Annotated in this window: 18 protein-coding genes; 5 read left to right on the top strand and 13 right to left on the bottom strand. The window is 71.6% G+C overall.

Going from position 1 to position 22,169, the window contains the following annotated elements:
* Positions 1-16: 16 nt before the first annotated feature.
* Entirely contained in the window at positions 17-1,180 is a 1,164-nt protein-coding gene (locus FM051_RS10570) for a dipeptidase (RefSeq protein WP_158842755.1), read from the top strand.
* 28 nt (positions 1,181-1,208) lie between these two features.
* On the opposite strand, the gene FM051_RS10565 is transcribed toward FM051_RS10570, so the two are convergent.
* On the bottom strand, positions 1,209-1,745 hold the full coding sequence (locus FM051_RS10565; RefSeq protein WP_158842754.1) for a DUF3000 domain-containing protein: 537 nt from the start codon (positions 1,743-1,745) through the stop codon (positions 1,209-1,211).
* Between the two features lie 84 nt (positions 1,746-1,829).
* Between FM051_RS10565 and hemE the strand changes: the two genes are divergently transcribed.
* From hemE to FM051_RS53085, 4 genes are read left to right on the top strand one after another with little or no spacing between them, the layout of a single operon-like run.
* Positions 1,830-2,882 carry a uroporphyrinogen decarboxylase gene (gene hemE / locus FM051_RS10560; RefSeq protein WP_158842753.1) on the top strand — a complete coding sequence of 351 codons (1,053 nt, stop codon included), beginning with the start codon at positions 1,830-1,832 and terminating at the stop codon, positions 2,880-2,882.
* Positions 2,879-4,297: a protoporphyrinogen oxidase gene (hemG, locus tag FM051_RS10555; RefSeq protein WP_158842752.1), complete on the top strand. Its 1,419-nt coding sequence runs from the start codon at positions 2,879-2,881 to the stop codon at positions 4,295-4,297. The genes hemE and hemG overlap by 4 nt, the downstream gene beginning before the upstream one ends.
* Positions 4,298-4,314: 17 nt before the next feature.
* Positions 4,315-5,007, top strand: a complete 693-nt coding sequence (gene hemQ / locus FM051_RS10550) for a hydrogen peroxide-dependent heme synthase (RefSeq protein WP_158842751.1) — start codon at positions 4,315-4,317, stop codon at positions 5,005-5,007.
* Complete coding sequence (locus FM051_RS53085) at positions 5,004-5,138, top strand: hypothetical protein (protein WP_274383533.1); 135 nt, start codon at positions 5,004-5,006, stop codon at positions 5,136-5,138. Before hemQ ends, FM051_RS53085 begins: the two co-directional genes overlap by 4 nt.
* 48 nt (positions 5,139-5,186) lie before the next feature.
* Here the strand turns inward: FM051_RS53085 and FM051_RS10545 are convergent, their stop codons facing one another.
* From FM051_RS10545 to FM051_RS10490, 12 genes are all read right to left on the bottom strand, one after another.
* Positions 5,187-8,444 (bottom strand): S8 family serine peptidase, encoded by a 3,258-nt coding sequence (locus tag FM051_RS10545; RefSeq protein WP_238412285.1) that lies wholly within the window; start codon positions 8,442-8,444, stop codon positions 5,187-5,189.
* Between the two features lie 242 nt (positions 8,445-8,686).
* Positions 8,687-11,752 (bottom strand): S8 family serine peptidase, encoded by a 3,066-nt coding sequence (locus FM051_RS10540; protein ID WP_158842749.1) that lies wholly within the window; start codon positions 11,750-11,752, stop codon positions 8,687-8,689.
* A gap of 457 nt (positions 11,753-12,209) precedes the next feature.
* Entirely contained in the window at positions 12,210-15,413 is a 3,204-nt protein-coding gene (locus tag FM051_RS10535; protein ID WP_158842748.1) for a S8 family serine peptidase, read from the bottom strand.
* Positions 15,414-15,628: 215 nt separating this feature from the next.
* Positions 15,629-16,165, bottom strand: coding sequence for a hypothetical protein (locus FM051_RS10530; RefSeq protein WP_158842747.1), 537 nt, complete (start codon positions 16,163-16,165; stop codon positions 15,629-15,631).
* Positions 16,147-16,488, bottom strand: a complete 342-nt coding sequence (locus tag FM051_RS10525; protein WP_158842746.1) for an SCO6045 C-terminal-like domain-containing protein — start codon at positions 16,486-16,488, stop codon at positions 16,147-16,149. Before FM051_RS10525 ends, FM051_RS10530 begins: the two co-directional genes overlap by 19 nt.
* Entirely contained in the window at positions 16,485-17,282 is a 798-nt protein-coding gene (locus tag FM051_RS10520; RefSeq protein WP_158842745.1) for an MbnB/TglH/ChrH family RiPP precursor modification enzyme, read from the bottom strand. Before FM051_RS10520 ends, FM051_RS10525 begins: the two co-directional genes overlap by 4 nt.
* Positions 17,283-17,331: 49 nt before the next feature.
* Positions 17,332-18,198: a TIGR04222 domain-containing membrane protein gene (locus FM051_RS10515; protein WP_158842744.1), complete on the bottom strand. Its 867-nt coding sequence runs from the start codon at positions 18,196-18,198 to the stop codon at positions 17,332-17,334.
* Positions 18,182-19,102 (bottom strand): TIGR04222 domain-containing membrane protein, encoded by a 921-nt coding sequence (locus FM051_RS10510; RefSeq protein WP_158842743.1) that lies wholly within the window; start codon positions 19,100-19,102, stop codon positions 18,182-18,184. The genes FM051_RS10515 and FM051_RS10510 overlap by 17 nt, the downstream gene beginning before the upstream one ends.
* Entirely contained in the window at positions 19,099-20,079 is a 981-nt protein-coding gene (locus FM051_RS10505) for a TIGR04222 domain-containing membrane protein (protein WP_158842742.1), read from the bottom strand. The genes FM051_RS10510 and FM051_RS10505 overlap by 4 nt, the downstream gene beginning before the upstream one ends.
* A 241-nt stretch (positions 20,080-20,320) precedes the next feature.
* On the bottom strand, positions 20,321-20,758 hold the full coding sequence (gene msrB, locus FM051_RS10500; protein ID WP_158842741.1) for a peptide-methionine (R)-S-oxide reductase MsrB: 438 nt from the start codon (positions 20,756-20,758) through the stop codon (positions 20,321-20,323).
* Positions 20,759-20,824: 66 nt separating this feature from the next.
* Positions 20,825-21,139, bottom strand: a complete 315-nt coding sequence (locus tag FM051_RS10495) for a hypothetical protein (protein ID WP_158842740.1) — start codon at positions 21,137-21,139, stop codon at positions 20,825-20,827.
* 38 nt (positions 21,140-21,177) lie between these two features.
* Positions 21,178-22,122, bottom strand: coding sequence for an asparaginase (locus FM051_RS10490; protein ID WP_158842739.1), 945 nt, complete (start codon positions 22,120-22,122; stop codon positions 21,178-21,180).
* Between the last annotated feature and the right edge of the window lie 47 nt (positions 22,123-22,169).

Raw genomic sequence — 22,169 nt, 5'->3', positions numbered from 1 at the left:
CATCAAGGAGTTGCGGGTGGCGAGCACCACGGGTGAGAGTCGGGCCGAGGAACTGCTGGCCCGCGTGCCGCTGGTGGACGGGCACAACGATCTGCCGTGGGCGTTGCGCGATCTCGTCGCTCCGGGGCAATTCGGTGAAAAGTCAACACGCGTCGATCCGGCCGCGGCCACGTTTGTCGTCGATCTGATGACGCTCCAGTCGGGGTTGCAGACCGATCTGGCGCGGGCACGCGACGGCCGGTTGGGGATGCAGTTCTGGTCCGTGTGGGTCCCTTGCCGACTGGCGGGTGACGCAGCGGTGACCGCCGTCCTGGAGCAAGTGGAGTTGGTCCACGCCCTCGCCGACCGCTACCCCGGGCACCTGCGGATCGCGACGACCGCCGACGAGGCCGAACGGGCGTTCGAGGACGGGCGGATAGCCTCCCTGATCGGCGCGGAGGGCGGACACTCCATCAACGGCTCGCTGGGCGTCCTGCGAGCGCTGAGACGGCTCGGCGTGCGGTACATGACGCTCACGCACAACGAGAACACCGAGTGGGCCGATTCGGCTACCGACGAACCCGTGCACGGCGGGTTGTCGCCGTTCGGGCGGGACGTGGTGCGGGAGATGAACCGGATCGGGATGCTGGTCGACCTGTCCCACGTGGCGGCCTCGACGATGCGGGACGCGCTGGAGGTGTCGTCGCGGCCGGTGGTGTTCAGCCACTCGTCGTGCCGGGCGGTCGCCGATCACCCGCGCAACGTGCCGGACGACGTGTTGACGCAGCTCAAGGGCAACGGCGGCGTGTGCATGGTGACGTTCGTGCCGCAGTTCGTGTCGCAGGCGCACGTCGAGTGGGACACCCGGCTGAAGGACGCGATGGAGGCGGCGGGGGAGAGCCACAACGACCTCGAGGCCCGGCACCGGTTCATCGACTCGTGGTCGGACGGCGGCCCGACACCGCACGTGACCATGGACGACGTGGTCGCGCACCTGGAGCACGCCCGCGAGGTGGCCGGCGTCGACCACATCGGGCTGGGCGGCGACTACGACGGGACGCGCAGCCTGCCGGAGGGCATGGAGGACGTGTCGTGCTACCCGAGGCTGATCGGCGCGCTGCTGGACCGGGGCTGGAGCGAGGACGACTGCGCCAAGCTCGCCGGCCGCAACATCCTCCGCGTGCTCCGCGACAACGACTGACCCCGGCGGGGGTGGTCGGCCGAGCGGGTCAGTGGAGGGTGGTGATGCCCACCGGGGGCAGGCCCACGGCGGTGGCCATGAGGTCGAAGAAGGCGGTGCCGTGGGCGGCCAGGTCGGCGGTCCGGGCGGTCCAGGAGGCGCGCAGTTCCAGGTCGTCGGTGCGGGCCGGGCCGGCGATGTCGCCGAAACGGGCCGACGAGGTCTGGGTGACGGTGCCGCCCAGCGCCAGGAACTCGGCGCCCGCCACCTCCAGCGCCTCCACCAGCCACGACCAGCCCACCTCGGGCAGCAGGGGGTCGGCGGCCAACTCGGCGTCCAACTCCACCCGCACGTACGCGACCAGCCGGAACACGCCCGACCACGCCTCGACCCCGTCGGGGTCGTGCAGCAGCACCAGCCGTCCGGTGGACAGCTCGTCGGCGGGCCCGGTCACCTCCGCGGTCAACGCGAAGGACCAAGGCGCAAGCCGCTGCGGCGGGCGCACCTCGGTCAACTCCAGTTCGGGTCGGGTTCGCACCGACCGGAGCGTCGCCACCGCCCGCTGGAACAGTTCGGGCTCCGTCACACCACGGACTGTAGGCCCCTAAACCTCGGAAAGTGAGCGCGGCACGCCGGGCCTGAAAACGCCTTCCGCCCAACACGTGGGACGATGTCGGGCGAGATGAACGACATCACCGAAGCCCCGTTGCTCGTCGCCGCGCGCGGCGGCCGGCCCTCACGCACGCCGGTCTGGTTCATGCGCCAGGCGGGCCGATCGCTGCCGGAGTACCGCAAGCTGCGCGAAGGCACCGCGATGCTGGACGCCTGCATGGACCCGGAGATGGTCTGCGAGATCACCTTGCAGCCCGTCCGGCGCCACGACGTGGACGGCGCGATCCTCTTCTCCGACATCGTCGTGCCGCTCAAGGCCGCGGGCATCGACCTGGACATCGTGCCCGGCACCGGGCCGGTGGTCGCCAAGCCGATCGCGACCGAGTCGGACGTCCTGGCCATCGCCGAGCTGCACGAGGAGCAGGTGCGGCCGGTGGTCGACGCGATCGGGCTGCTGAACGCCGAGCTCGGCGACGTGCCGCTGATCGGTTTCGCCGGCGCGCCGTTCACCCTGGCGTCCTACCTGGTCGAGGGCGGCCCGAGCAAGCACCACGAGCGCACCAAGGCGCTCATGCACGGCAACCCCGACCTGTGGCACGCGCTGCTCGACCGGCTGGCCGGCATCACCGCCGAGTTCCTGCGGGTGCAGGTGCGCGCGGGCGTGAAGGCGGTGCAGCTGTTCGACTCGTGGGCGGGCGCGCTGTCCGAGCGCGACTACCGCGAGTTCGTCCTGCCGCACTCGACCAGGGTGCTCCAGAGCATCGAGGGCGTGCCGCGCATCCACTTCGGCGTCGGCACGAGCGAGCTGCTGCCCGCGATGCGCGAGGCCGGCGCGGACGTGGTGGGCGTCGACTGGCGCACCCCGCTGGACGTCGCCGTGAAGCGGCTCCAGCAGGCCGCGCCCGAGCTGCCGCTGCCGGTGGTCCAGGGCAACCTCGACCCGGCGCTGCTGTTCGCGGGCCTGCCCGCGTTGGAACGCGAGATCGAGCGGATCAAGCGCGAGGGGCAGGCCGCCGCCGGCCACATCTTCAACCTCGGTCACGGCGTGCTGCCCGACACCGATCCGGACGTGATCACCAGGGCCGTCGAGATGGTGCACCGGACGACATGAGAGCGCTGCGAGTCGCGGTGGTCGGCGGCGGGATCTCCGGCCTGGCCGCCGCGCACCGGCTGCGCCACCTGCTCGGGCCGTCGGCCGAGATCACCGTGGTCGAGCAGGCCGACCGGCTGGGCGGCAAGCTGCGCACCGCCGAGGTCGGCGGGCGCGCCTACGACGTGGGCGCGGAGGCGTTCCTGCACCGCCGCCCCGAGGCCGCCGAACTGGTCGCCGAACTGGGCCTGGCCGACGAGCTGGTCCACCCGACGAAGGCCCCGGCGAGCATCCACGCCGCCGGCGACACCCGGCCCATCCCGGCGCACACCCTGATGGGTGTCCCCGCGTCGGTGGAAGCGGTCCGCCAGGTCCTGTCGCACGAGGGCCTGCGCCGGGTCGCCGCCGAACCCGACCTGCCGCCGATCCGGCTGGACGGCGCGGACGTCGCGGTGGGCGCGCTGCTGCGCGAACGGTTCGGCCCCGAGGTGGGGGACCGCCTGGTCGGGCCGCTGCTCGGCGGTGTCTACGCGGGCCGCACGGAGGTCCTCGGCCTGCGCGCGACCATGCCGCAACTGGCCACCGCACTCGACTCGGGTGTCGGCTCGCTGCTGGCCGCCGCCGCGACCACGATGCCCGCGCCACCCCAACCGAGGGTCACCCGACCGCCCGTCTTCGGCACGCTCCGCGACGGCCTGTCGACGTTGGTCGAACGGCTGGCCGAGGTGACGAAACCCCGGATCAGGCTCGGCCTGCCGGTGCGCGCCCTGATCCGCCGTGGGCACGACTGGCGGCTGGAGATCGGCCCCGCCACCGCGCCGCAACACCTGGACGTGGACGGCGTGGTGCTCGCCGTGCCCGCACCCGCCGCGCGCAAGCTGCTCGCCGACGTCGCGCCCGCCGCGTCCCGCCGCTACGCCGAGGTCGAGGTGGCGTCGATGGCGGTGGTGGCGCTGGCCCTGCCGCCCGGCACCGAGCTGCCCGAGCGTTCCGGCGTGCTGCTGGCCGAGGGCGAGCGGGCACCGGACGGCGTGCCGTTCACCGCGAAGGCGTTCACCTTCTCCAGCCGCAAGTGGGCGCACCTGGCCGGTGAGCCGGTGCTGGTGCGCGGCAGCGTCGGCAGGCACGGCGAGGCGCACCTGTTGCAGCGCGACGACGACGAGCTGGTCACGGCGGTCCGGCACGACCTGGCGCAGCTGACCGGGATCACGGCCGAGCCGATCGACACCGCCGTCACCCGCTGGGGCGGCGGCCTGCCGCAGTACGGCGTGGGTCACCTGGACGTCGTCCAGGCCATCGAGGACGCGGTCGCCGAGGTGCCCGGCCTGGCCGTGGCGGGCGCGACGCTGCACGGCGTCGGCATCCCCGCGTGCATCGCGACGGCGGACGCCGCGGCGGCCCGTGTCGCCGCTCACGTGCTCGGCCGCGTGCGCTGAGTGAGAGGATTGAGGGCATGGCCCGCCTGAACTACAACGAGTTGAACGACACCATCCGCTACACCATGTGGTCGGTCTTCCGGGTCGAGCCCGGTCGCCTGCCCGACGACCGCGGCCCGGCCGCGTCCGAGGCGCAGGAGTACCTGGACGGCCTGGAGTCCAAGGGCGTGGTGGTGCGCGGTGTGTACGACGTGGCGGGTCTGCGCGCGGACGCCGACTACATGATCTGGTGGCACGCCGAGGAGATCGAGCAGGTCCAGCACGCCTACAGCGGGTTCCGCCGCACCGCCGTCGGCCGCGCGTCCACCCCGGTGTGGAGCCAGGTCGCGCTGCACCGGCCCGCGGAGTTCAACCGCAGCCACATCCCGGCGTTCCTGGCGGGCGAGGAAGCCCGCAAGTACGTCTGCGTGTACCCGTTCGTGCGGTCCTACGAGTGGTACCTGCTGCCGGAGGAGGACCGCCGCCGCATGCTCGCCGACCACGGCAAGGAAGCGCGGGACTACCCGGACGTGCGGGCGAACACGGTCTCGTCGTTCGCGCTGGGCGACTACGAGTGGATGCTGGCGTTCGAGGCCGACGAGCTGCACCGCATCGTGGACCTCATGCGGCACCTGCGCGGCACCGAGGCGCGCCGGCACGTGCGCGAGGAGATCCCGTTCTACACCGGCACCCGCGTCCCGGCCGCCGAACTGGTCACGAACCTGCCGTGAGCGCGGCGACGATCCGCTTGGCGTGGTGGCTGCCGATGTGCGCGCCGAACGTGCCGAGCACGATCGACGAGCCGTCCCGGAACGACGACCCGGACGAGGGCGGCTCGATCTTCCGCCAGGACTCGTGGTGACACGGGAGGAGGGGCGCCCGGCCTCGGACGCCCCTCCTCACCGGTCCGCTACTTCGTGATCTTGTAGGCGCGGATCACGGAGTGCTCGAACGTGTTGCCCTTGCTGTCGGAGCCCTTGGCGCGCAGTGATGCGTAGCCTGCTTGGTCGGTGTTGCGCACGAGTGCGGTGTTGCCGATGACGGGGATTTTGGTCCAGGTTGTGCCGTCGTCGAAGGATGCTTCGATCTCGATTTTGCGGACGTGTCCGTTGTCGGCGCCCTGCTGTTGTTCGACGGTCAGCGGGATGCGCAGGACGCGGCCGGCGGGGGTGCTGCCGTTGGCGTCGAGTTTGGGTGTGAACCGGACTACGGACAGGGGCAGTCTGCGGCTTTGTTCACCGGGCACGGTGTCCGAGCGGAACGTCCACGCGCTGGTGACCCGCGATGCGAACTCGGAGACGCCCGGCGCGCGGACGACGTCCACCTCCGCCCGGTAGCGGGCCACGCCGCCGGGCACGGTGAACCGCCCGCCCGGTTCCGCGGTCTCGCCGACCTTCTGCCCGTCCCGGTACAGCGTGGTGCGGGCGGACGAGTAGGCGGACGCGCCGACGTTTCCCCCGCCGTCGTTGAACAGCGGCACGGACACCGTGAGCACGTCGCCGGTCCGACTCAGGTAGTCGAACCGGGTCGGCGGCGCGCCGGGGCCGAACACCGGGAAGTTGAACCGCTCCTCGGCGCGGCTGCCGCCCCGGTAACCGCGGTCCGGCGACGTGAAGTTCGAGACGATGTCGAAGTCGCCCCGGATCTGCAGCATCGACCAGTTCCACTTGACGCCGTCGGCGACGGTCACGTGGTCGACCGCCTCACCGCCCTGCCGCACCGGGAACAGCGCCGCCCAGCCGCCGGAACCGGCGGGCCCGACGGCGTTGCCGCCGTGGATGAACTCGTCGGCGGCGGGGCTGGGGCCGAACTTCGTCCGCACCTCGGCGAGGTCGCCCTTGGCGGGGGTGCGGGTGAAGCCGGTGGGCACCTCGCCGTACTCGATCCACGCGAACCGGTAGTTCACCGGGGTGTCGCCGATCGGCTTGCCCTCGAACTGGGACGTGACCATGACGTTGAGCTGGTCGTCCGGCAGTGCCGGGCCGACGTGGCCGAGCGTCAGGTTCTCCGGGAACCCGCCGAGGAACGCCGCGCCGAAGCCGACCGACCTGCCCCCAAACACGCGGTTGAGGCTGACGTCGCCGATCACCGTGACCGCGTCCGGGTCGGGTGCGGCGATCTTGACCGGTTTGGCGGTGCGGGCGTCGAACGTGATCGTGGCGTCCTTGTCGACGGCCAGGCTCGGCTGCGGCAGCACGGTCATCCGGTGGTCGGCCTCGTCACCGGTCACGATGCTGGCGTAGAGCATGTACTCGCCCTTGGGCAGGCGGGTGGTGACGCTGTTGTCCGTGTCGCCCAGGAACATGAACGTGTCGTTGTCCACGCCCATCACGACACCGGTGTAGACCGTGGGCGCCTGGCCGTTGGCGTCGAGGAAGTCGGTCGTGATCTGGTAGCTCTCGACCTCGCGGTTGACGCTCATCGGTGTGCGCAGGTCGTTGCCGGCGACGACGGTGCCGGAGAACAAGCCGTCGACCGTGCCGACTCTGGTGTCGGCGGTGATCGTCACTTTCGCCTCGCCGCCGGCGGGGACGGTGACGGTTGCCGGGCTGATGGTGAACATGCCGGCGGGTGCGGGCTTGCCGTCCGGTCCCTTGGCGTCGACGGACACGTCGAACGTGACCGGCTCTGTGCCGCTGTTGCGGTAGGTGAGTTCCTTGACGATCGGGGTGTCGTCGGTGTGCGGCCACTGCTGGAGACCCATGGCGAGGCTGGCGGGCTCGGAGGTGACCGTCGTGGTGATCGCCTTGGCCAGGTCGACCCGGCCGGTGCCCTGGTCGAACGCGGTCAGCGCCGGGTTCGCCTTGGCGGAGGCCATGAGCGCGGCCTTGATCTGCGCGCCGGTCCAGTCCGGGTGCTGTTGCGCGATCAACGCCGCCGCGCCGGCGACGTGAGGGGTGGCCATCGACGTGCCGGACAGCGCCACGTGGTTCTCGTCCACCGGCGTGCCGATGCTGCCGGTGGCGGCCTTCGCCGCGACGATGTCCACGCCGGGCGCGGTGATGTCGGGTTTGACCGCCCCGTCGCCGATCCGTGGGCCACGGCTGGAGAAGGGCGCGATGCTGTCGTCACGCTCGACCGCGCCGACGGTGAGTGCGGCGTCCGCGCTGCCCGGTGAGCCGACCGTGCCGGGCCGGCCGGAGTTGCCCGCCGCGATCACGAACAGCGTGCCGCTCTCGGCGGACAGCGTGTTGACGGCCGATTCGAGCGGGTCGATCTCCGGCGAGTCCCCGCCGCCCAGACTGAGGTTGACCACGTCGGCGCCTTGCTCGACGGCCCACTGCATGCCGCCGAGGATCCAGGACTCCGCGCAGCCGTAGAGGACGCAGACCTTGCCGTCGAGGATCTGTGCGTCCGGCGCGACGCCCTTGTACTTGGTGTCGGTGCTGGCGATGGTCGCGGCGACGTGCGTGCCGTGACCGTCCACGTCGGTCGCGTCGGGATCGTCGGTGAAGTTCTGCTCGGCGACTTCCTTGCCGGCGAGGTCGGGGTGCTTGCCGTCCACACCGCCGTCGAGCACGGCGACCTTGACGCCTTGGCCGGTGTAGCCGGCCTGCCAGGCGGTGGGTGCGCCGATCTGGGCGGTGGAGCGGTCGAGGCTGGGCTGGCGCAGGCCGTCCAGCCAGACCTTCGCCACAGCGGGGTCGTTCAGCAGGGCCTGGAACGCTGTCCCCGCCTCGGTTTTCGCGGTCTGCGCGGCCACCGCGTTGACGGCGGGCAGGTCACGCGTGACCGTGGTCCCGGTCGACCGCAGTCGCGCGTCACCGTGCTGGGTGACGATCAGTGGCAGGGTGTCGCGCTTGGCGTCGTCGTAGCCCGCCTCGACCAGCCCGGTCACGTCGAACAGGCGCAGGTCGAGCTTGCCGTTCGCGACCGCGCTCACCGCGTCGCGCGGGACGACGTGCAGGTTGCCGTCTCGGTGGAACGTGTGGAAGCCGACCTTCGTACGGCCGGGACCGGCATGGAACGAGCCGAACGTGGCGCCGTTGAGCACGACCCGGTCACCGGTGATCAGGGTGACGGTCGGTCCGGCGCCGGGCTGGCGCTGCGGTTGGCCCGGTGTCGCGGCGGCAACCCCCGTTGCCGTGCCGGCCGCGAGTACGGCCGCCAGGACGGCGGCCCCCCATCCCAGTCCGCGTCTTCTTGATCTCGACGTCAACTCAGACACCTCCCGAATCTGGTTGTCCGCGTGGCGGAAACGCGCAGTCGGAAGGCGCCGCCGACCCACGGTCGCGGCGATGAACCGGAATGAGACGAAGCCCCCCAACGACTTCGACGCTATCCACCCGTCAGGGTGAGGGCAGCGTCTCTTTGAGGGGAGTTCACCACCCGATCGGGCTAGTCGTTGCTTACTCGTCGTCGTGGGATTAGGGAGAGAGGGCATACGGGTGAGCGAATGCCCCCATCCCGTCACTTGATCTTGTAGGCGCGGATCACGGAGTGCTCGAACGTGTTGCCCTTGCTGTCGGAGCCCTTGGCGCGCAGTGATGCGTAGCCTGCTTGGTCGGCGTTGCGTACGAGTGCGGTGTTGCCGATGACGGGGATTTTGGTCCAGGTTGTGCCGTCGTCGAAGGACACCTCGACCTCGACCCGGCCGACCCTGCCGTTGGCCGCGCCCTCCTGCTGCTCGACCACGAGCGGCACCCGCAGCACCCGGCCGGCGGGCGCGACACCGTTCGCGTCGAGCGCCGGGGTGAACCGGACCACGGTCAACGGCAGCGGCGCGTACCGATCACCCGGCACGGTGTCCGAGCGGAACGTCCACGCGCCGCTGACCTTCGAAGTGAACTCCGCGACGCCCGGCGCGCGCACGGCTTCGGTTTCGAGCCGGAAGTCGGCCGCGCCCGACGGCACGGTGAACAGGCCGCGACCCGGCTGGGTGGTCTCGCCGACCTTCACCCCGTCGCGCAGCAACGTGGTCCGGCCCGACGAGGTCGCCGAGTAGCCGCTGTTGCCGTTCCGGTCGCCGAACAGCGGCAGCCAGAAGTCGACCCGGTCACCGCCCCTGGACAGGTACGGGAACGCGGTGGTGGGCAGGGCAGGCCCGAACACCGGGTGGTGCAACGACTCCCGGTACGTGCGCCCGGCTTGGAGGGTGCGCAGCGGTGTGACCACTTCGGCCTCGATGCCGACGTCCCCGAACTGCGCGAGCGACCACAACCACCGGATGCCCGGCCCTGTGGTGGCGTAGTCGATCGACCTGCCCGGCGTGGTCACCGCCGCGTCGATGGCGAGACCGTTGAAGCCCTCGGGTGTGATCACGAAACCGGCGTAGCCGTACTCCTCGCCGGCCGTGCCGGGACCGAACTCCGACCGGACTTCCGCCAGATCCCGCTTCGCGGGGGCGCGGACCAACCCGGTGGGCACCTTGCCGCGTTCCAGCCACGAAAGCCGGTACGTCACCGGGGTCGTGCCGACCGGGGTGCCGTGGGCCTGCGTGCTCAGCATGGTGGACAGGTCGCCGGCGGGCAGCTCGGGACCGAGGTGCGCCGTCGACACGGTGCCGAAACCGCCCGGGAACAGCGAGCCGGTGGCGATCACCGGACTGCCGTCGCGGTTGCGGCTCAGGAGGATGTCGCCGACCGGCGTCTCCACCTCCGGGTCCGGGAAGGTGATCTCCACCGGCTTGGCCTTGCGGGCGTCGACGGCGATCGTGGCGTCACCGGTGACGCGCAGGCCCGGGTGGGGCAGAAAGGCGGTCTTCGTCTCGTCGGTCGTCACCTCGGACATGACGAAGTACTCACCCTTGGGCAGCCGGGCGGTGGCTTTGCCGCTCTCACTGCTCAGGAACACGGTCTTGTCGTTGTCGAGGCCGGCGACGAACGTGAACTGCGTGGTCGCCGGCTTGCCGTTGGCGTCCACGAAGTCGAACGTGACGTCGTAGCTCTCGACCTCGCGGTTGACGCCCACGGGCACACGCAGTTCGACGCCGCCGCCCGAGGCGACGACGGTGCCGCCGTACGGGCCGTCGACCGTGGCCGCCTTGGTGTCGGCGGTGACGGTCGCCTTGGCCTCGCCACCCGCCGGCACGGTGATCGTGGCGGGGCTGACGGTGAACACACCGGCCGGCACGGGCGCGCCGCCGGGACCCTTGGCGTCGATGGTGAGGTCCAGCGTGACCGGCTGCGCACCGGCGTTGCGGACGGTGAACTCCTTGGTGGTCGGGGTGTCGTCGTCGTGCGGCCACCTCTGCAGACCCAGCGCCAGGCTCGGCGGGGCGGCGGTGACCGTGGTGGTGATGGCCTTGGCGAGGTCGACGCGGCCTGTGCCCTGGTCGAATGCGGTCAACGCGGGGTTGTTCTTCGCCGACGCCATGAGCGCGGCCTTGATCTGCGCTCCGGTCCAGTCCGGGTGTCGCTGTGCGATCAACGCCGCCGCGCCCGCGACGTGCGGCGTGGCCATGGACGTGCCGGAGATCGCCACGTGCTGCTCGCCCACCGGGGTGCCGATCTGCCCGGTGCCGGACTTCGCCGCGACGATGTCCACACCGGGCGCGGTGACGTCCGGCCGGGGCGCGCCGTCGCCGATCCTCGGGCCGCGACTGGAGAAGTCCGCGATGCTGTCGTCACGCTCGACCGCGCCGACGGCGAGCGCCGCGTCCGCGCTGGCCGGGGAGTTCAACGTCTCCGACCCGCCGGAGTTGCCCGCCGCGATGACGAACAGCGTGCCGGTCTGCGCGGACAGCGTCTCGACGGCCTGTTCCAGCGGGTCGACGTCCTCGGTGTCCACGCCGCCCAGGCTCATGTTCACCACGTCGGCGCCCTGGTCGGCGGCCCACTGCATACCGTCGAGGATCCAGGACTCCAGGCACGCGTCGAGGGAGCAGACCTTGCCGTCGAGGAGCTGCGCGTCCGGCGCGACACCCCGGTACTCCCCGCCGGAACTGGCGACCGTGGCGGCGACGTGCGTGCCGTGGCCGACGAGGTCGGTGGTGTCGGGGTCGTCGGTGAAGTTCCGCTCGGCGAGCTCCCGGCCCACGAGGTCCGGGTGGCCCTGGTCCACACCGGTGTCCAGCACGGCCACCTTGACGCCCTGGCCGGTGTACCCGGCCTGCCACGCGGTGGGGGCGCCGATCTGGGCGACGCTGCGGTCCAGGGTCGGTCGGCGGACGCCGTCCAGCCAGATCTTCTTGACGCCCGGGTCGTCGACGAGCGACTGATAGGCGGATTCGGACTTGGCGACCTGTGCGGCCACGGCGCCGACGGCGGGGAGCGCGCGGGTGATCCGGACGCTGTCGCGGGTTTGGGCGCCGGTGATGATCAGCGGGACGTTGTCGCGCCCGGCGTCGTCGTAGCCCGCGTCCACGAGCCCGGTGACGTCGAACAGCCGCGGGTCCAGCTTGCCCTCGGCGAGCGGTCGGGCCGCGTCGCGCGGGATGACGTGCACGTGACCGTTGCGCTGGAAGCGGTGGAACGTGATGTTGTCGCGGTCCCGCCCCGGGGTGACCGAGACGAGCGAGTCGCCCTTGACGACCACCTTGTCACCGGTGATCAGGGTGACGGTGTGGCGTTGGCCGTCGGCTCGGCTCGGTGGTGCGGGCGACGCGGTGCCGGTGGCGGTGGCAGTCGTGGTGCCGGTGGTGAGTCCGGCCGCCAGTAACGCGGCCCCCCCCAGACGACTCCACGCCTCCGTGATCTCGGATTCAACGCAGATACCTCCCGAATCTGGTTGTGCGCGCTGTGGAACGCGCCGCCGGGAGGCGTGGTGCGGTTGAGGTGTACCTGAAACGATGCCGCCCTGAATGACGAGCCCCCCGACACCTGGACGCTATCCACGTCCGGGAGCGGATTCAGCGGCCCAACGTGGTGCGTGCGGGCGGCCGGGTAGCGCAACCGGCGTTGCTCGCCGACGGGTCGGACGATCTTGAAAACGGCGAAGAGGGGCACCCGTTCCGCACGGGCGCCCCTCTTCGGATCAGGCGAATTCGTGAACGTCAGGCGACCTTGTAGGCACGGATCACGGTGTGCTCCAACGCGTTGCCGTTGCTGTCGGTCGCCTTCACCCGCACCGAGCCGTACCCGGCCGCGTTCGGGTTGGCGATCGTGGCCACACCGGCGGCCACCGGCACCGGCGTCCACGTCGTGCCGTCGTCGAACGACACCTCGACGTCGATCCGGTCCACCCGGCCGTTCGGCGCGCCTTCCTGCTGCTGCACGGTCAGCGGCACGCGCAGCGCCTGGCCCTTCGGGGCCGAACCGGCCGCGTCCAACTCCGGCGTGAACCGGACCACCGACAACGGCAGCGGCACGTACTCGTCGCCGGACGCCGTGTCGGAGCGGAACGTCCACGCGGCGCTCACCTTCGTGGCGAACTCCGACGTGCCCGTCGCCCGCACCGCGTCGGTCTCCACCCGGTACGCCGCCGCGCCCGCGGGCACCTCGAACAGCCCGTTGGCCGCGTACGTCGTCTCGCCGACCTTCGTCCCGTTGCGCAGCAACGTGGTCCGGGCCGAGGAGACCGCCGAGTTGCCGCCGTTGCCCGCCCGGTCGGTGAACAGCGGCAGCGCGAAGCTGATGTCGTCACCGTTGCGCGCCAGGTACGGCGACCGCGACTCGGGCAGCGCGGGGGAGAACACCGGGTCGTTGAACCGCTCGTCGTGCTTCCCGCCCCGCTGGTAGGTGCGCTCCGGCGAGGTCAGCGTCGTCTCGACGGAGCCGTCCGCGCCGAACTGCAGGAAACCCCAAGACCACGCCAGATCCGTGGTGACCCGGTTGATCGCCTCACCCGGCGACGCCACGTCCGGCAGCCACGCCCAGCCGCCGACACCGCCCGCGGTGATCGGGTTGCCGCCGTGGCCGAACTTGCGGCCCGCCGGTCCGGGGCCGAACGTCGTGCGTACCTCGGCCAGATCGGCCGCGGCAGGCTCCCGCACGAACCCGGTGGGCAGACTGCCCTGCTGCGACCAGGCGAACCGGTAGGTCACCGGCTTGTCGCCGTCCGGTGCGCCCCGGAACTGCGCGCCGAGCAACGCGGTCACGTCGCCCGCGGCCAGTTCCGGACCCACGTGCGCGATGGACACGTTCGGGCCGAACCCGCCGAGGAACGCGGTGCTCACGCTGGCCTGCCGGTCACCGTGGCTGCGCACCACCGTGACGTCGCCCAGCGCCTCCTCGGCCGCCGCTTCCGGCGCGGTGATCTTCAACGGCTTGGCCGTGCGGGCGTCGAACACCACCGTGGTGTCCGCCGTGACGCTCAGACCCGGCCGGGGCAGCAGCGCCAGCCGCGTGTCGTCGGTCTGCACGTCGGAACTGGTGAAGTACTCGCCCTTGGGCAGCCGCAGCGTGAACGAGCCCTCCGCGTCGTAGGGGAAGACGAACGTGCTGTTGCTCATCCCGATGATCGACGTGTAGTAGTCGGTCGCGGGCGCGCCCGAGCCGTCCAGGAAGCTGAACGCCACGTCGTAGCTCTCCACCTCCCGGTTGACGCTGAGCGCGGTGCGCAGCGGCGTCGGACCGCCAGTCGCCACCACCGAACCGACGTACAGGCCGTCCGCCGAGCCGAACCTGGTGTCGGCGGTGACCGCGGCCGCCGCCTCACCGCCCGCCGGGACGGTCACCTTCGCCGGGGACACACCGATCAGGCCCGCCGGCGCCGACCCGCCGTCGGGACCCTTCACGTCGGCGGTCAACGTCAGCGTGATCGGCGCGGTGCCGTCGTTGCGGTAGGTGACGGTCTTGGTGATCGGGGTGTCGTCGTCGTGCGGCCACCTCTGCAGACCCAGCGCCAGGCTCGGCGGGGCGGCGGTGACCGTGGTGGTGATCGCCTTGGCCAGGTCCACCCGGCCCGCGCCCTGGTCGAACGCGGTCAGCGCCGGGTTGTTCTTCGCCGACGCCACCAGCGCCGCCTTGATCTGCGCGCCCGACCAGTCCGGGTGCTGCTGCGCGATCACGGCCGCCGCGCCCGCCACGTGCGGGGTCGCCATCGACGTGCCGGACATGGCCACGTGGCCGTCACCGACCGGCGTGCCGACGGTGCCGCGGCTCGACTTCGCGGCCACGATGTCCACGCCCGGCGCGGTGATGTCCGGCTTGACCGCACCGTCACCCACGCGCGGGCCCCGGCTGGAGAACGGCGCGATGCCGTCCTGCCGGTCCACCGCGCCCACGGTCAGCGCGGCGTCGGCGCTACCGGGCGAGCTGATCGTCTCCGGGCGCGAGTTGTTGCCCGCCGCGATCACGAACAGCGCACCGGTCCGCGCGGACAGCGTGTTGACCGCTTCTTCCAGCGGGTCGATCTCGGCCGTGTCACCACCGCCCAGGCTCAGGTTGATGACGTCCGCGCCCTGCTCGGCGGCCCACTGCATACCCGCCACGATCGCCGACTCCTGGCAGCCCGCCGCGACGCACACCTTGCCGTCCAACAGGTCCGCGTCCGGCGCGACACCCTTGTACTTCGTGCCGGAGCTCGCGATGGTCGCGGCGACGTGCGTGCCGTGGCCGACGCCGTCGCCGTTGTCCGGGTCGTCGGTGAAGTTCTTCTCCGCGACCTCGTGGCCCGCCAGGTCCGGGTGGCCCTGGTCGACACCGGTGTCCAGCACGGCCACCTTCACGCCCTTGCCGGTGTGCCCGGCCTGCCACGCGGCCGGCGCGCCGATCTGCGCGGTGGACCTGTCCAGGCTCGGCCGGCGCAACCCGTCCAGCCACACCTTGCGCACGCTCGCCCTCGACACGAGCGTGCGCCAGGTGTCCGCCGCCTCGGACTTGACCACCTGCGCGGCGTACGAACCGACCGCGGGCAGGGGATGACCGACGCGCAGACCGGCGGCTGCCGGCTCCTCGTCACCGGTCACGATCAGGGGCAGGTTGTCGCGCCCGGCGTCGTCGTAGCCGGACTCGATCAAGCCGGTGACGTCGAACAGCCTCGGGTCGAGCCGGCCCTGGGAAACCGCTTTCGCCGCGTCGCGCGGCACGACGTGCAGGTGACCGTCGCGCCGGTAGCTGTGGAACACCGTGCGTTCCCGCCCCGGCGCGGCGATCAACGCGTTCACCTCGTCGCCGAGGAGCACCACCTTGTCGCCGGTGATCAGGGTGACCTCGTGGTGCTCGCCCCCGGTCGACGGCGGGCCGTCCTCCGCCCCCGACACCCCTGGACTGCTCGCGGTGAGGCCGGCCGCGATCAGCACGGCCCCCCACGTCATGCCACGCCAACGTTTGCTCTTCAACTCTCGAACCTCCCGGTGAGGTGCCGCGCATGGCGGGACGCGGCCGGAAGGGCGTAGCTACCCGCGGTCGCGGCGGATTTACCGGGAGCGACGTTGCCCTTGACCTCACCGACGCTAGAGGTTTGGTGGAGGACCGACAGCCGCTGATTGGTCGGTAGTTTCTTGACCAATTCAGCCGAGTGAGCGGTTACCTAGCGTTCGGTCACTGAGCCGTCGGAACCAACTGAGATACCTGCCTGCGGCCCACCCGCTGGGCAGTCCGGACCGTTGGGGTAGACCATTTCGGGGCTCACCGCGATCTGGCGGTCGACCAGCACAGATCCGGATTGGTCTAGCAGGCGCACGGTCGCCGTGACGGGCCTGGCGGGCAGCTCCGGGAGGTTCGCGAACCCGGTCATCCCTTCGGTCGGCTCGGTGCGCGCGCCGCACGAGTCGTCCGGGTCGGTGCCGGTGCAGGTGGTCGAGGCGACCTTGCTCGACGGGTGCAGCTCCAAGGCGGGGGTAGCACAGGACGTGTCCCAGCAAACCTCGATCGTCCCCGAAACAACTTCGGGGTGTGTGACGTCCACGCTCACACCCACGGGTGTGCCGATCGCCGTGCAGGGCACACCGTCGCCCGCGTTCGTCGAGCCGCACGCCGTCGCCAATAACAGCACGCCCAGGCCCCAGATCCGTTTCCACATGTCCCTCTGACGGAACCGGACCATGATCAGGTTGCGCGTCGCCACCAACGCTTCTTCGGTGCGGTCGACTCGCCCCGGGCGACGGCCCACTCGGCGAACCGGGCGGCGTCCTCGCGGAACCGCGTGCCGACCTCTTTGGGGTGGGCACGCGCGTAGGCGTCGAACAACGGCCGGAACCGCTCGCCCAACTCGGCGGCCACGTCCGGGCGCAGCATCTCCACGATTCCGCGCCGTTTGTTGAGCAGCGCGCGTTTCTCAATACGCACCCGCTCCTCGTCGAACCCGGCGGGGACTTCGCCGTCGGCGAGCAGCGCCCGCAGCAGCTCGGCTTGAGCCGCGCCCAACCGGTCGCGCTGAGGCTGCGTCACCCCAGCACCGCCCGGATCGCGGCCAGTTCCCCGGCCAGTTCCGCGTCGGCCGGGTAGTCGTCGTCGCGTTCCAGCAGCACGCCGGGCGGGTCGACGCGGGCGCGGAGCTGCGCGAGGACGTCCAGCACTTCGGGGATGACGGCGTGGGCGTGCGTGTCGTGGTAGACGCCCTGGTGCTCCTCGCCGCCCGCTACGTGGACGTAGGCGAGGCGTTCCAAGGGGATCTCGTCCAGGAAGCGGGACACGTCGGTGCCGAGGTTGCGGGCGTTGGCGTAGAGGTTGGCGACGTCGATCAGGAGGTGGCAGTCGGTGCGGTCGACCAGTTCGGCGAGGAACTGGCCCTCGGTCAGCTCGCCGTCCGGCCACTCCAGCAGCGCGGCGACGTTCTCCAGCGCGAGAGGCACCGGCAGGTCTTGTCGGGCGGCCTTGACGTTGGCGACGAGGACGTCCAGCGCGTCGCGGGTCCGGGGGAGCGGCATGAGGTGCCCGGAGTCCAAGCCGCCCGCGCGCACGAAGCAGACGTGATCGCTGACCAGCGGGGCGTCGAGTGCTTCGGCGAGGGCCGCCAGGTGCGCGACCCTTTGCGCGTCTACGGGTTCCGCGCCGCCCAACGACAGCGAGACGGCGTGCGGCAGCACGGGTACGCCGCGTTCCCGGAGCAGCAGAACGGATTCCGGCAGGTGCGAGACGTGCAGGTTCTCCGCGACGACTTCGACGAAATCGACGCCGGGCAACTGCTCGACGGTGAGATCGATCTCCGGCCGCCACCCGATACCGACACCCAGCTTCTCCACGAGCCACCCGCCTTTCCCACCGCTACCGCGCTGATCGTCCGGCCTCGGTTCAGTCACCCCCACCGCCGCCACCGCAACCGCCCCCGCCGCACGACGAGCCGCCGCTGTCCGAGCTGCCGCTGTCACTCCCCGAGCTGCTGGTGGAGCAACCGCCGCATCCGCCGGAGTCCGGCCCGCTCCCACTCGTCCGCCGCCGCAAGGTCGCCGCGGCGGACGGCTCGATGCCCAGCACAGACCACACGTAGCGACGCTCGACCCGGCCCAGCAGCCCGTAGGCCGCCACCAGCACGAGCCGATCCGACGACACCGTGGCCTGCCGCAGCCGCCGCACCGCGAGACGTCCGGCGCCGGTCAGCGGACGCCTCGCCCGTCCGAGCACGAGCGACACCAGCAGCGCACCCACCACCGCACCGCCGGCCACCGCGAACGGCAGGTCCAGCGCGATCTTCGCGAACACCGCGCCCACGGCCGCGGCCACCACCAGCTGCCGTGCCCGCCGCACCGCCCGCCGTCGACCGGGCGAGACCACCAAGCCCCGGGAGATCAGGTGCTGCCGCAGCGCCTGCGCCTCGGCGCTGTCCGCCGTCACGCTGATGAGGTCGCCCAGCGAACGCGGCACCGAGCGGAGCACGCAGGCCTGGAGCGGGGTCCGCGCGCGGCCGTGCCCCTGCACGCCGCTGACCAGGCCCTCACGCGAGATCCGCAGCGCGCCCGCATCGAGCAGCGCCACCACCGCGACCTCGGCCGCCCGGCCCGGACCGCCGGCCAGGAAGGCCTGCTCCTCCGGCTCCAGCGCGTTCTGGCCGAGCGCGTTCTGCCCCGAGCCGTTCTGCCCCGAGCCGTGCCGGCCCAAGCCGTGTTGGCCCAGCCCTGCCTGCCCGTGCCCGGCGTGCCAGGGCTCAGGCGTCGAACCCACCGAAGCCGGCGTCCAGGAATTCGCCACCGTCATCGCCCTCCAACCCGTCGCCCACCAGATATTGGCTGGCCAACCACCCACCCGCGAACCACCCGCCGGCCACCAGCCACCCGTTGCGGCGCTGCCAGCGCTGCGGTTCGACCACCACGGCACGCCTGCGCCGGGGGAGCGGTCCCTGTGACGTTTCCGCAGGTGCGATCGGTTCCGCCCGTTCGCCGTCGAACACCGCCGTCTCCGCCCGTGCCGACCCCCTGAACGGCACGGGCGGGACGGCGGTGCGCGTCAGGCCGTAACGGGCGGTCACCTCGGCCGGGTCGACCGGGGCGAGGCCCGCCGTGGCCTCCTCGTACGCCCGCGCACCCCTCCTGGTCAGGACGGGCGGCGGACCCAACAGCAGCAGAACCGCGAGCCCACCGGTGACGGACAGCGCGGTGACCGTCTCCCACCCGCCAGGACCCGCGAACACCGCCAACACCGCGAGCAACACCAGCGGCACGAGCGCGAGCACCGCCCGCACCAGCCGCCGGCGCGGCGCCACCAGCAGACCACCCGCGACCAGGCGTTGCCCGATCCGCCGGGCCGGACCGCTGGTCGCCGCGCCGACCACGAGTTCGTCCAGATCCCGAGGCCGGTCGAGCCGGGCCAGCACGACCGCCTGCAACGCGGTCACCGGCTGCTCCTCACCGGGCACCGCCGCGACCGTCGAACCGGACACCCGCGCCCGGTTCTCGGCCACCAACCCCGCCACGGCCACCTCGACCGCCCGCACCGGCCCGCCGCCGAGGTAACCGATCTCCTCGAACGTCAGGGGCCGATCGGGCACGGCGCCGGCGACCCGCTTGAGCCGCAGACCGACCACCACCGCCGCGACGAGCGCCGGGCCGTACCACCACAGGAACGTCATGGCGTCACCCTAGGAGCCATCAGCCCGGACGCCGCCGCGATCGGGAAAGGCCGGAAGGAGCCGATCAGCTCCCGCCGCCACCGCCGCAGCCCCCACCGCCACCGCCGCCGCCGCTGCTGCTCCCACCGCTGCTGCCGCAACTGCTGCCGCCGCCCCCGCTCGTGGCGATGAACGCCCCGGCCGAGTGCGAGCCACCGGAGTTCGCACGACGCGTCTGCGGGCGCACCGCGGCGCGCAGCACGACGTTCGGGTGCGCGCTGAAGCCGTTGAGAGCAACCAGCTCGGCGTCGTTCGCCGAGCTGGTCCCTCCCCACCCCCCCGGTGAACTCGCCTGCGCGAGCTTTCGCCACCGCCTTACGGCCCTTCGCGGTGCGCGTCAACGGATTCGCCTTCAACAGCAGCACGATCAGCACGCCGGTCAGCACGAGCTGGAGCGTCAACCACCCCACGGGCGCGCCGATCGCCAGCCCGTTCACCCAACGCAGGAGCCCGACGGCGAGCAGCAGCGCCATCGGCACGACGCCCACCCGCAACCGCGACTTCGCCCGCTCCGGCGTGACCAGGTAGTCCATTTCGGACAGTCGACGTCCGATCGCCCGCGGCGCGTCCTGCTCCGACACCGAGGTGATGAGCAGCGTCGACGTCCGGTAGCGGTAACGGTTCACGTCGGCGAGCACGGCCTGGTCGACCGGGTGGTCGGCCACCGGCGATCCGACGATCCGCACGGCCCCGTTGCGGGCCGGCACCAACGCGCCGGACGAGATGAGACCGGCCACGGACGTCTCGACCACCCGTCGTGGTCCGCCGGTCAGGTAGGCGATGTCCAGCAAGGTCAAGTCGAGCGCACCCGCGGGGGCGCCTCCCCGCGTCCCCCGCAGGCGCACTCGAACCAGGATCGCGAACGCCAGCGACACGGCCAACGCGATCCAGTACAACTCAAGGAATTCCGGGCCTGAAAGCCCCCACGGTCGCTCCACGGTCCACCCCCTGTGGGCCTCGGTGGAACCAGGTCCACCAGCTGAGGAGGCAATCGTGTGCTTCAGGCCACACCCCAGCAAGAGGGCTTTAGCAAGCCTTAGGGTTCCGACCGGGTGATGTCACCAGGACATCAGGAGGACGACGCGCCGTCCACGCCGCCGGAGCCTTCGCCGTCAGTGCCCTTGAAGATGCGCATGATTCCTCCTGGTGTGGATACCGTCATCATTCGGAGTAGCGCGTTCAGTCTGCTTGACCGGAAGGGTTTTCGACCAGACGCAAACTCACCGAGTTGATGCAGTAGCGCTGGTCCGTCGGGGTGTCATAGCCCTCACCCTCGAAAACGTGCCCGAGGTGGCTGTGGCATGTGGCGCACAACACTTCCGTGCGGACCATGCCGTGGGTGCGGTCCTCGCGCAGGATGACCGTGTCCCCGGCCAGCGGCGAGAAGAACGACGGCCAGCCGCAGTGCGAGTCGAACTTGGTGTCGCTGCGGAACAGCTCGGCCCCGCAGGCGCGACACTCGTAGACACCCTCGGTCTTCGTGTCGGTGTACTCGCCGACCCAGGCGGGCTCGGTGCCGGCGTCCCGCAGCACCGCGTACTCCTTGGGGGTCAGGATCTCCCGCCACTCGAGCTCGGAGTGGACCACCTTCGGGGTGGCGCCGACGACAGGTTCCATACCTCCACGTTAGTCGAACGCGTCGGCAGGCCGTCGGTCGAAGAAGGCGGGGGCGGCCGAAGAAGGTCAGTCGAAGAAGACGGACACCAGATCGCCCAGGTAGTACCAGATGCTGACCGCCACACCCAGCAGGATCAGGCTCACCACCACGACCGCGGTGAGCCGGCGCAGACCGCCCGCGCGGTTCGCCGAGTCCGCGAACTGCTCGACGCCCGCCAGCGAGCCCTCGACCGTGAAACCGGGGGGCTGCCGCTGCATCCGGTCGAGGTGCTCGGCGAACGCCCTGGTCTCGGGGTCGTCGGGGTCGAGGCCGATCAGCTCGTCGTCGATGCCGCCCTGCGGGCGTTCGTCCGGTGCGTCGTCGGCTCTGGCGCTGGCCATGGCTTCAGCGTAATGGGCGGTTCAACCGGATGGCAGACTCAACCCACCAGGACTGGGGACGGCTTGATGGCGCCCACCGCCCGACCGTGGCCGAGCACGGGGAACGTGGCCAGCTCGTCCGGCGCGCCGACGCCGAGCCTGCGCAACGCGGCCACCAGCACCACGGCCCGCGCGCGGCTGGAGCCGTCGGCGATCTTGCACGCCACGGCTTCACCGGTCGGCAGGCCGATCGCGTAGACGCCCTCCGCGCCGTCCTTGGCCACCGCGCCGGGGATCGCCCGCATCAGCTTCGTGACGTCGCGGTTCGTGCCGCCGACCCACTCGGGGTGGCGGTTCATCGCCTGGGCGATCCGCCGCTCCGGGCCGTCCGCGGCACGTGCCAGCGTGCTGAACGCCCTGGCCAGGCCCTTCAGGCTGATGCCGAACAACGGCGCGCCGCAGCCGTCGACGCCCTCCGCGCCGATGCGCTCGCCGGCCAGTTCCTCCAGGGTGTCGCGGATGGCGTTCTGGAGGGGGTGGGCCGGGTCGAGGTAGTCGTGGGTCGACCAGCCGTTGACGACGCAGGTCGCGAGCATGGCGGCGTGCTTGCCCGAGCAGTTCATGTACTCGGGGGCCTTGGTGCGGCCTGCCGCGAGGTGGGCTTTGAGGGCGTCCTCGCCGATCGGCAGGTCGGGGGTGCACTGGAGGGCGTCCTCGGCCAGGCCGTGTGCGCGGAGGATGCGGTGGACGCCGTCGATGTGGAAGTCCTCGCCGGAGTGGCTGGCGCAGGCCAGGGCCAGCAGCTCGTCCTGGAGGTCGAGGCCGTGGCGGAGCATGGCCAGCGCCTGGATCGGCTTGTTGGACGAGCGCGGGTAGGTGATGTCGTGCGGCCGGCCGACGGTGAGCACTTCCCGTCCCGTCCGGTCCAGGGCGATCACCGAGCCGTGGTGCACGGACTCCAGGAACCCGCCTCGCCAGACCTCCGCGACCAGTTCGTGTGCCATGCGTCCCTCCCTGCAGCGCTGTCAACTGTCGACAGTTAACATCGTGT

This window comes from Saccharothrix deserti, from assembly GCF_009769385.1.
Classification (GTDB): domain Bacteria; phylum Actinomycetota; class Actinomycetes; order Mycobacteriales; family Pseudonocardiaceae; genus Actinosynnema; species Actinosynnema deserti.
This window is presented reverse-complemented; position numbering and strand designations above follow the sequence as displayed.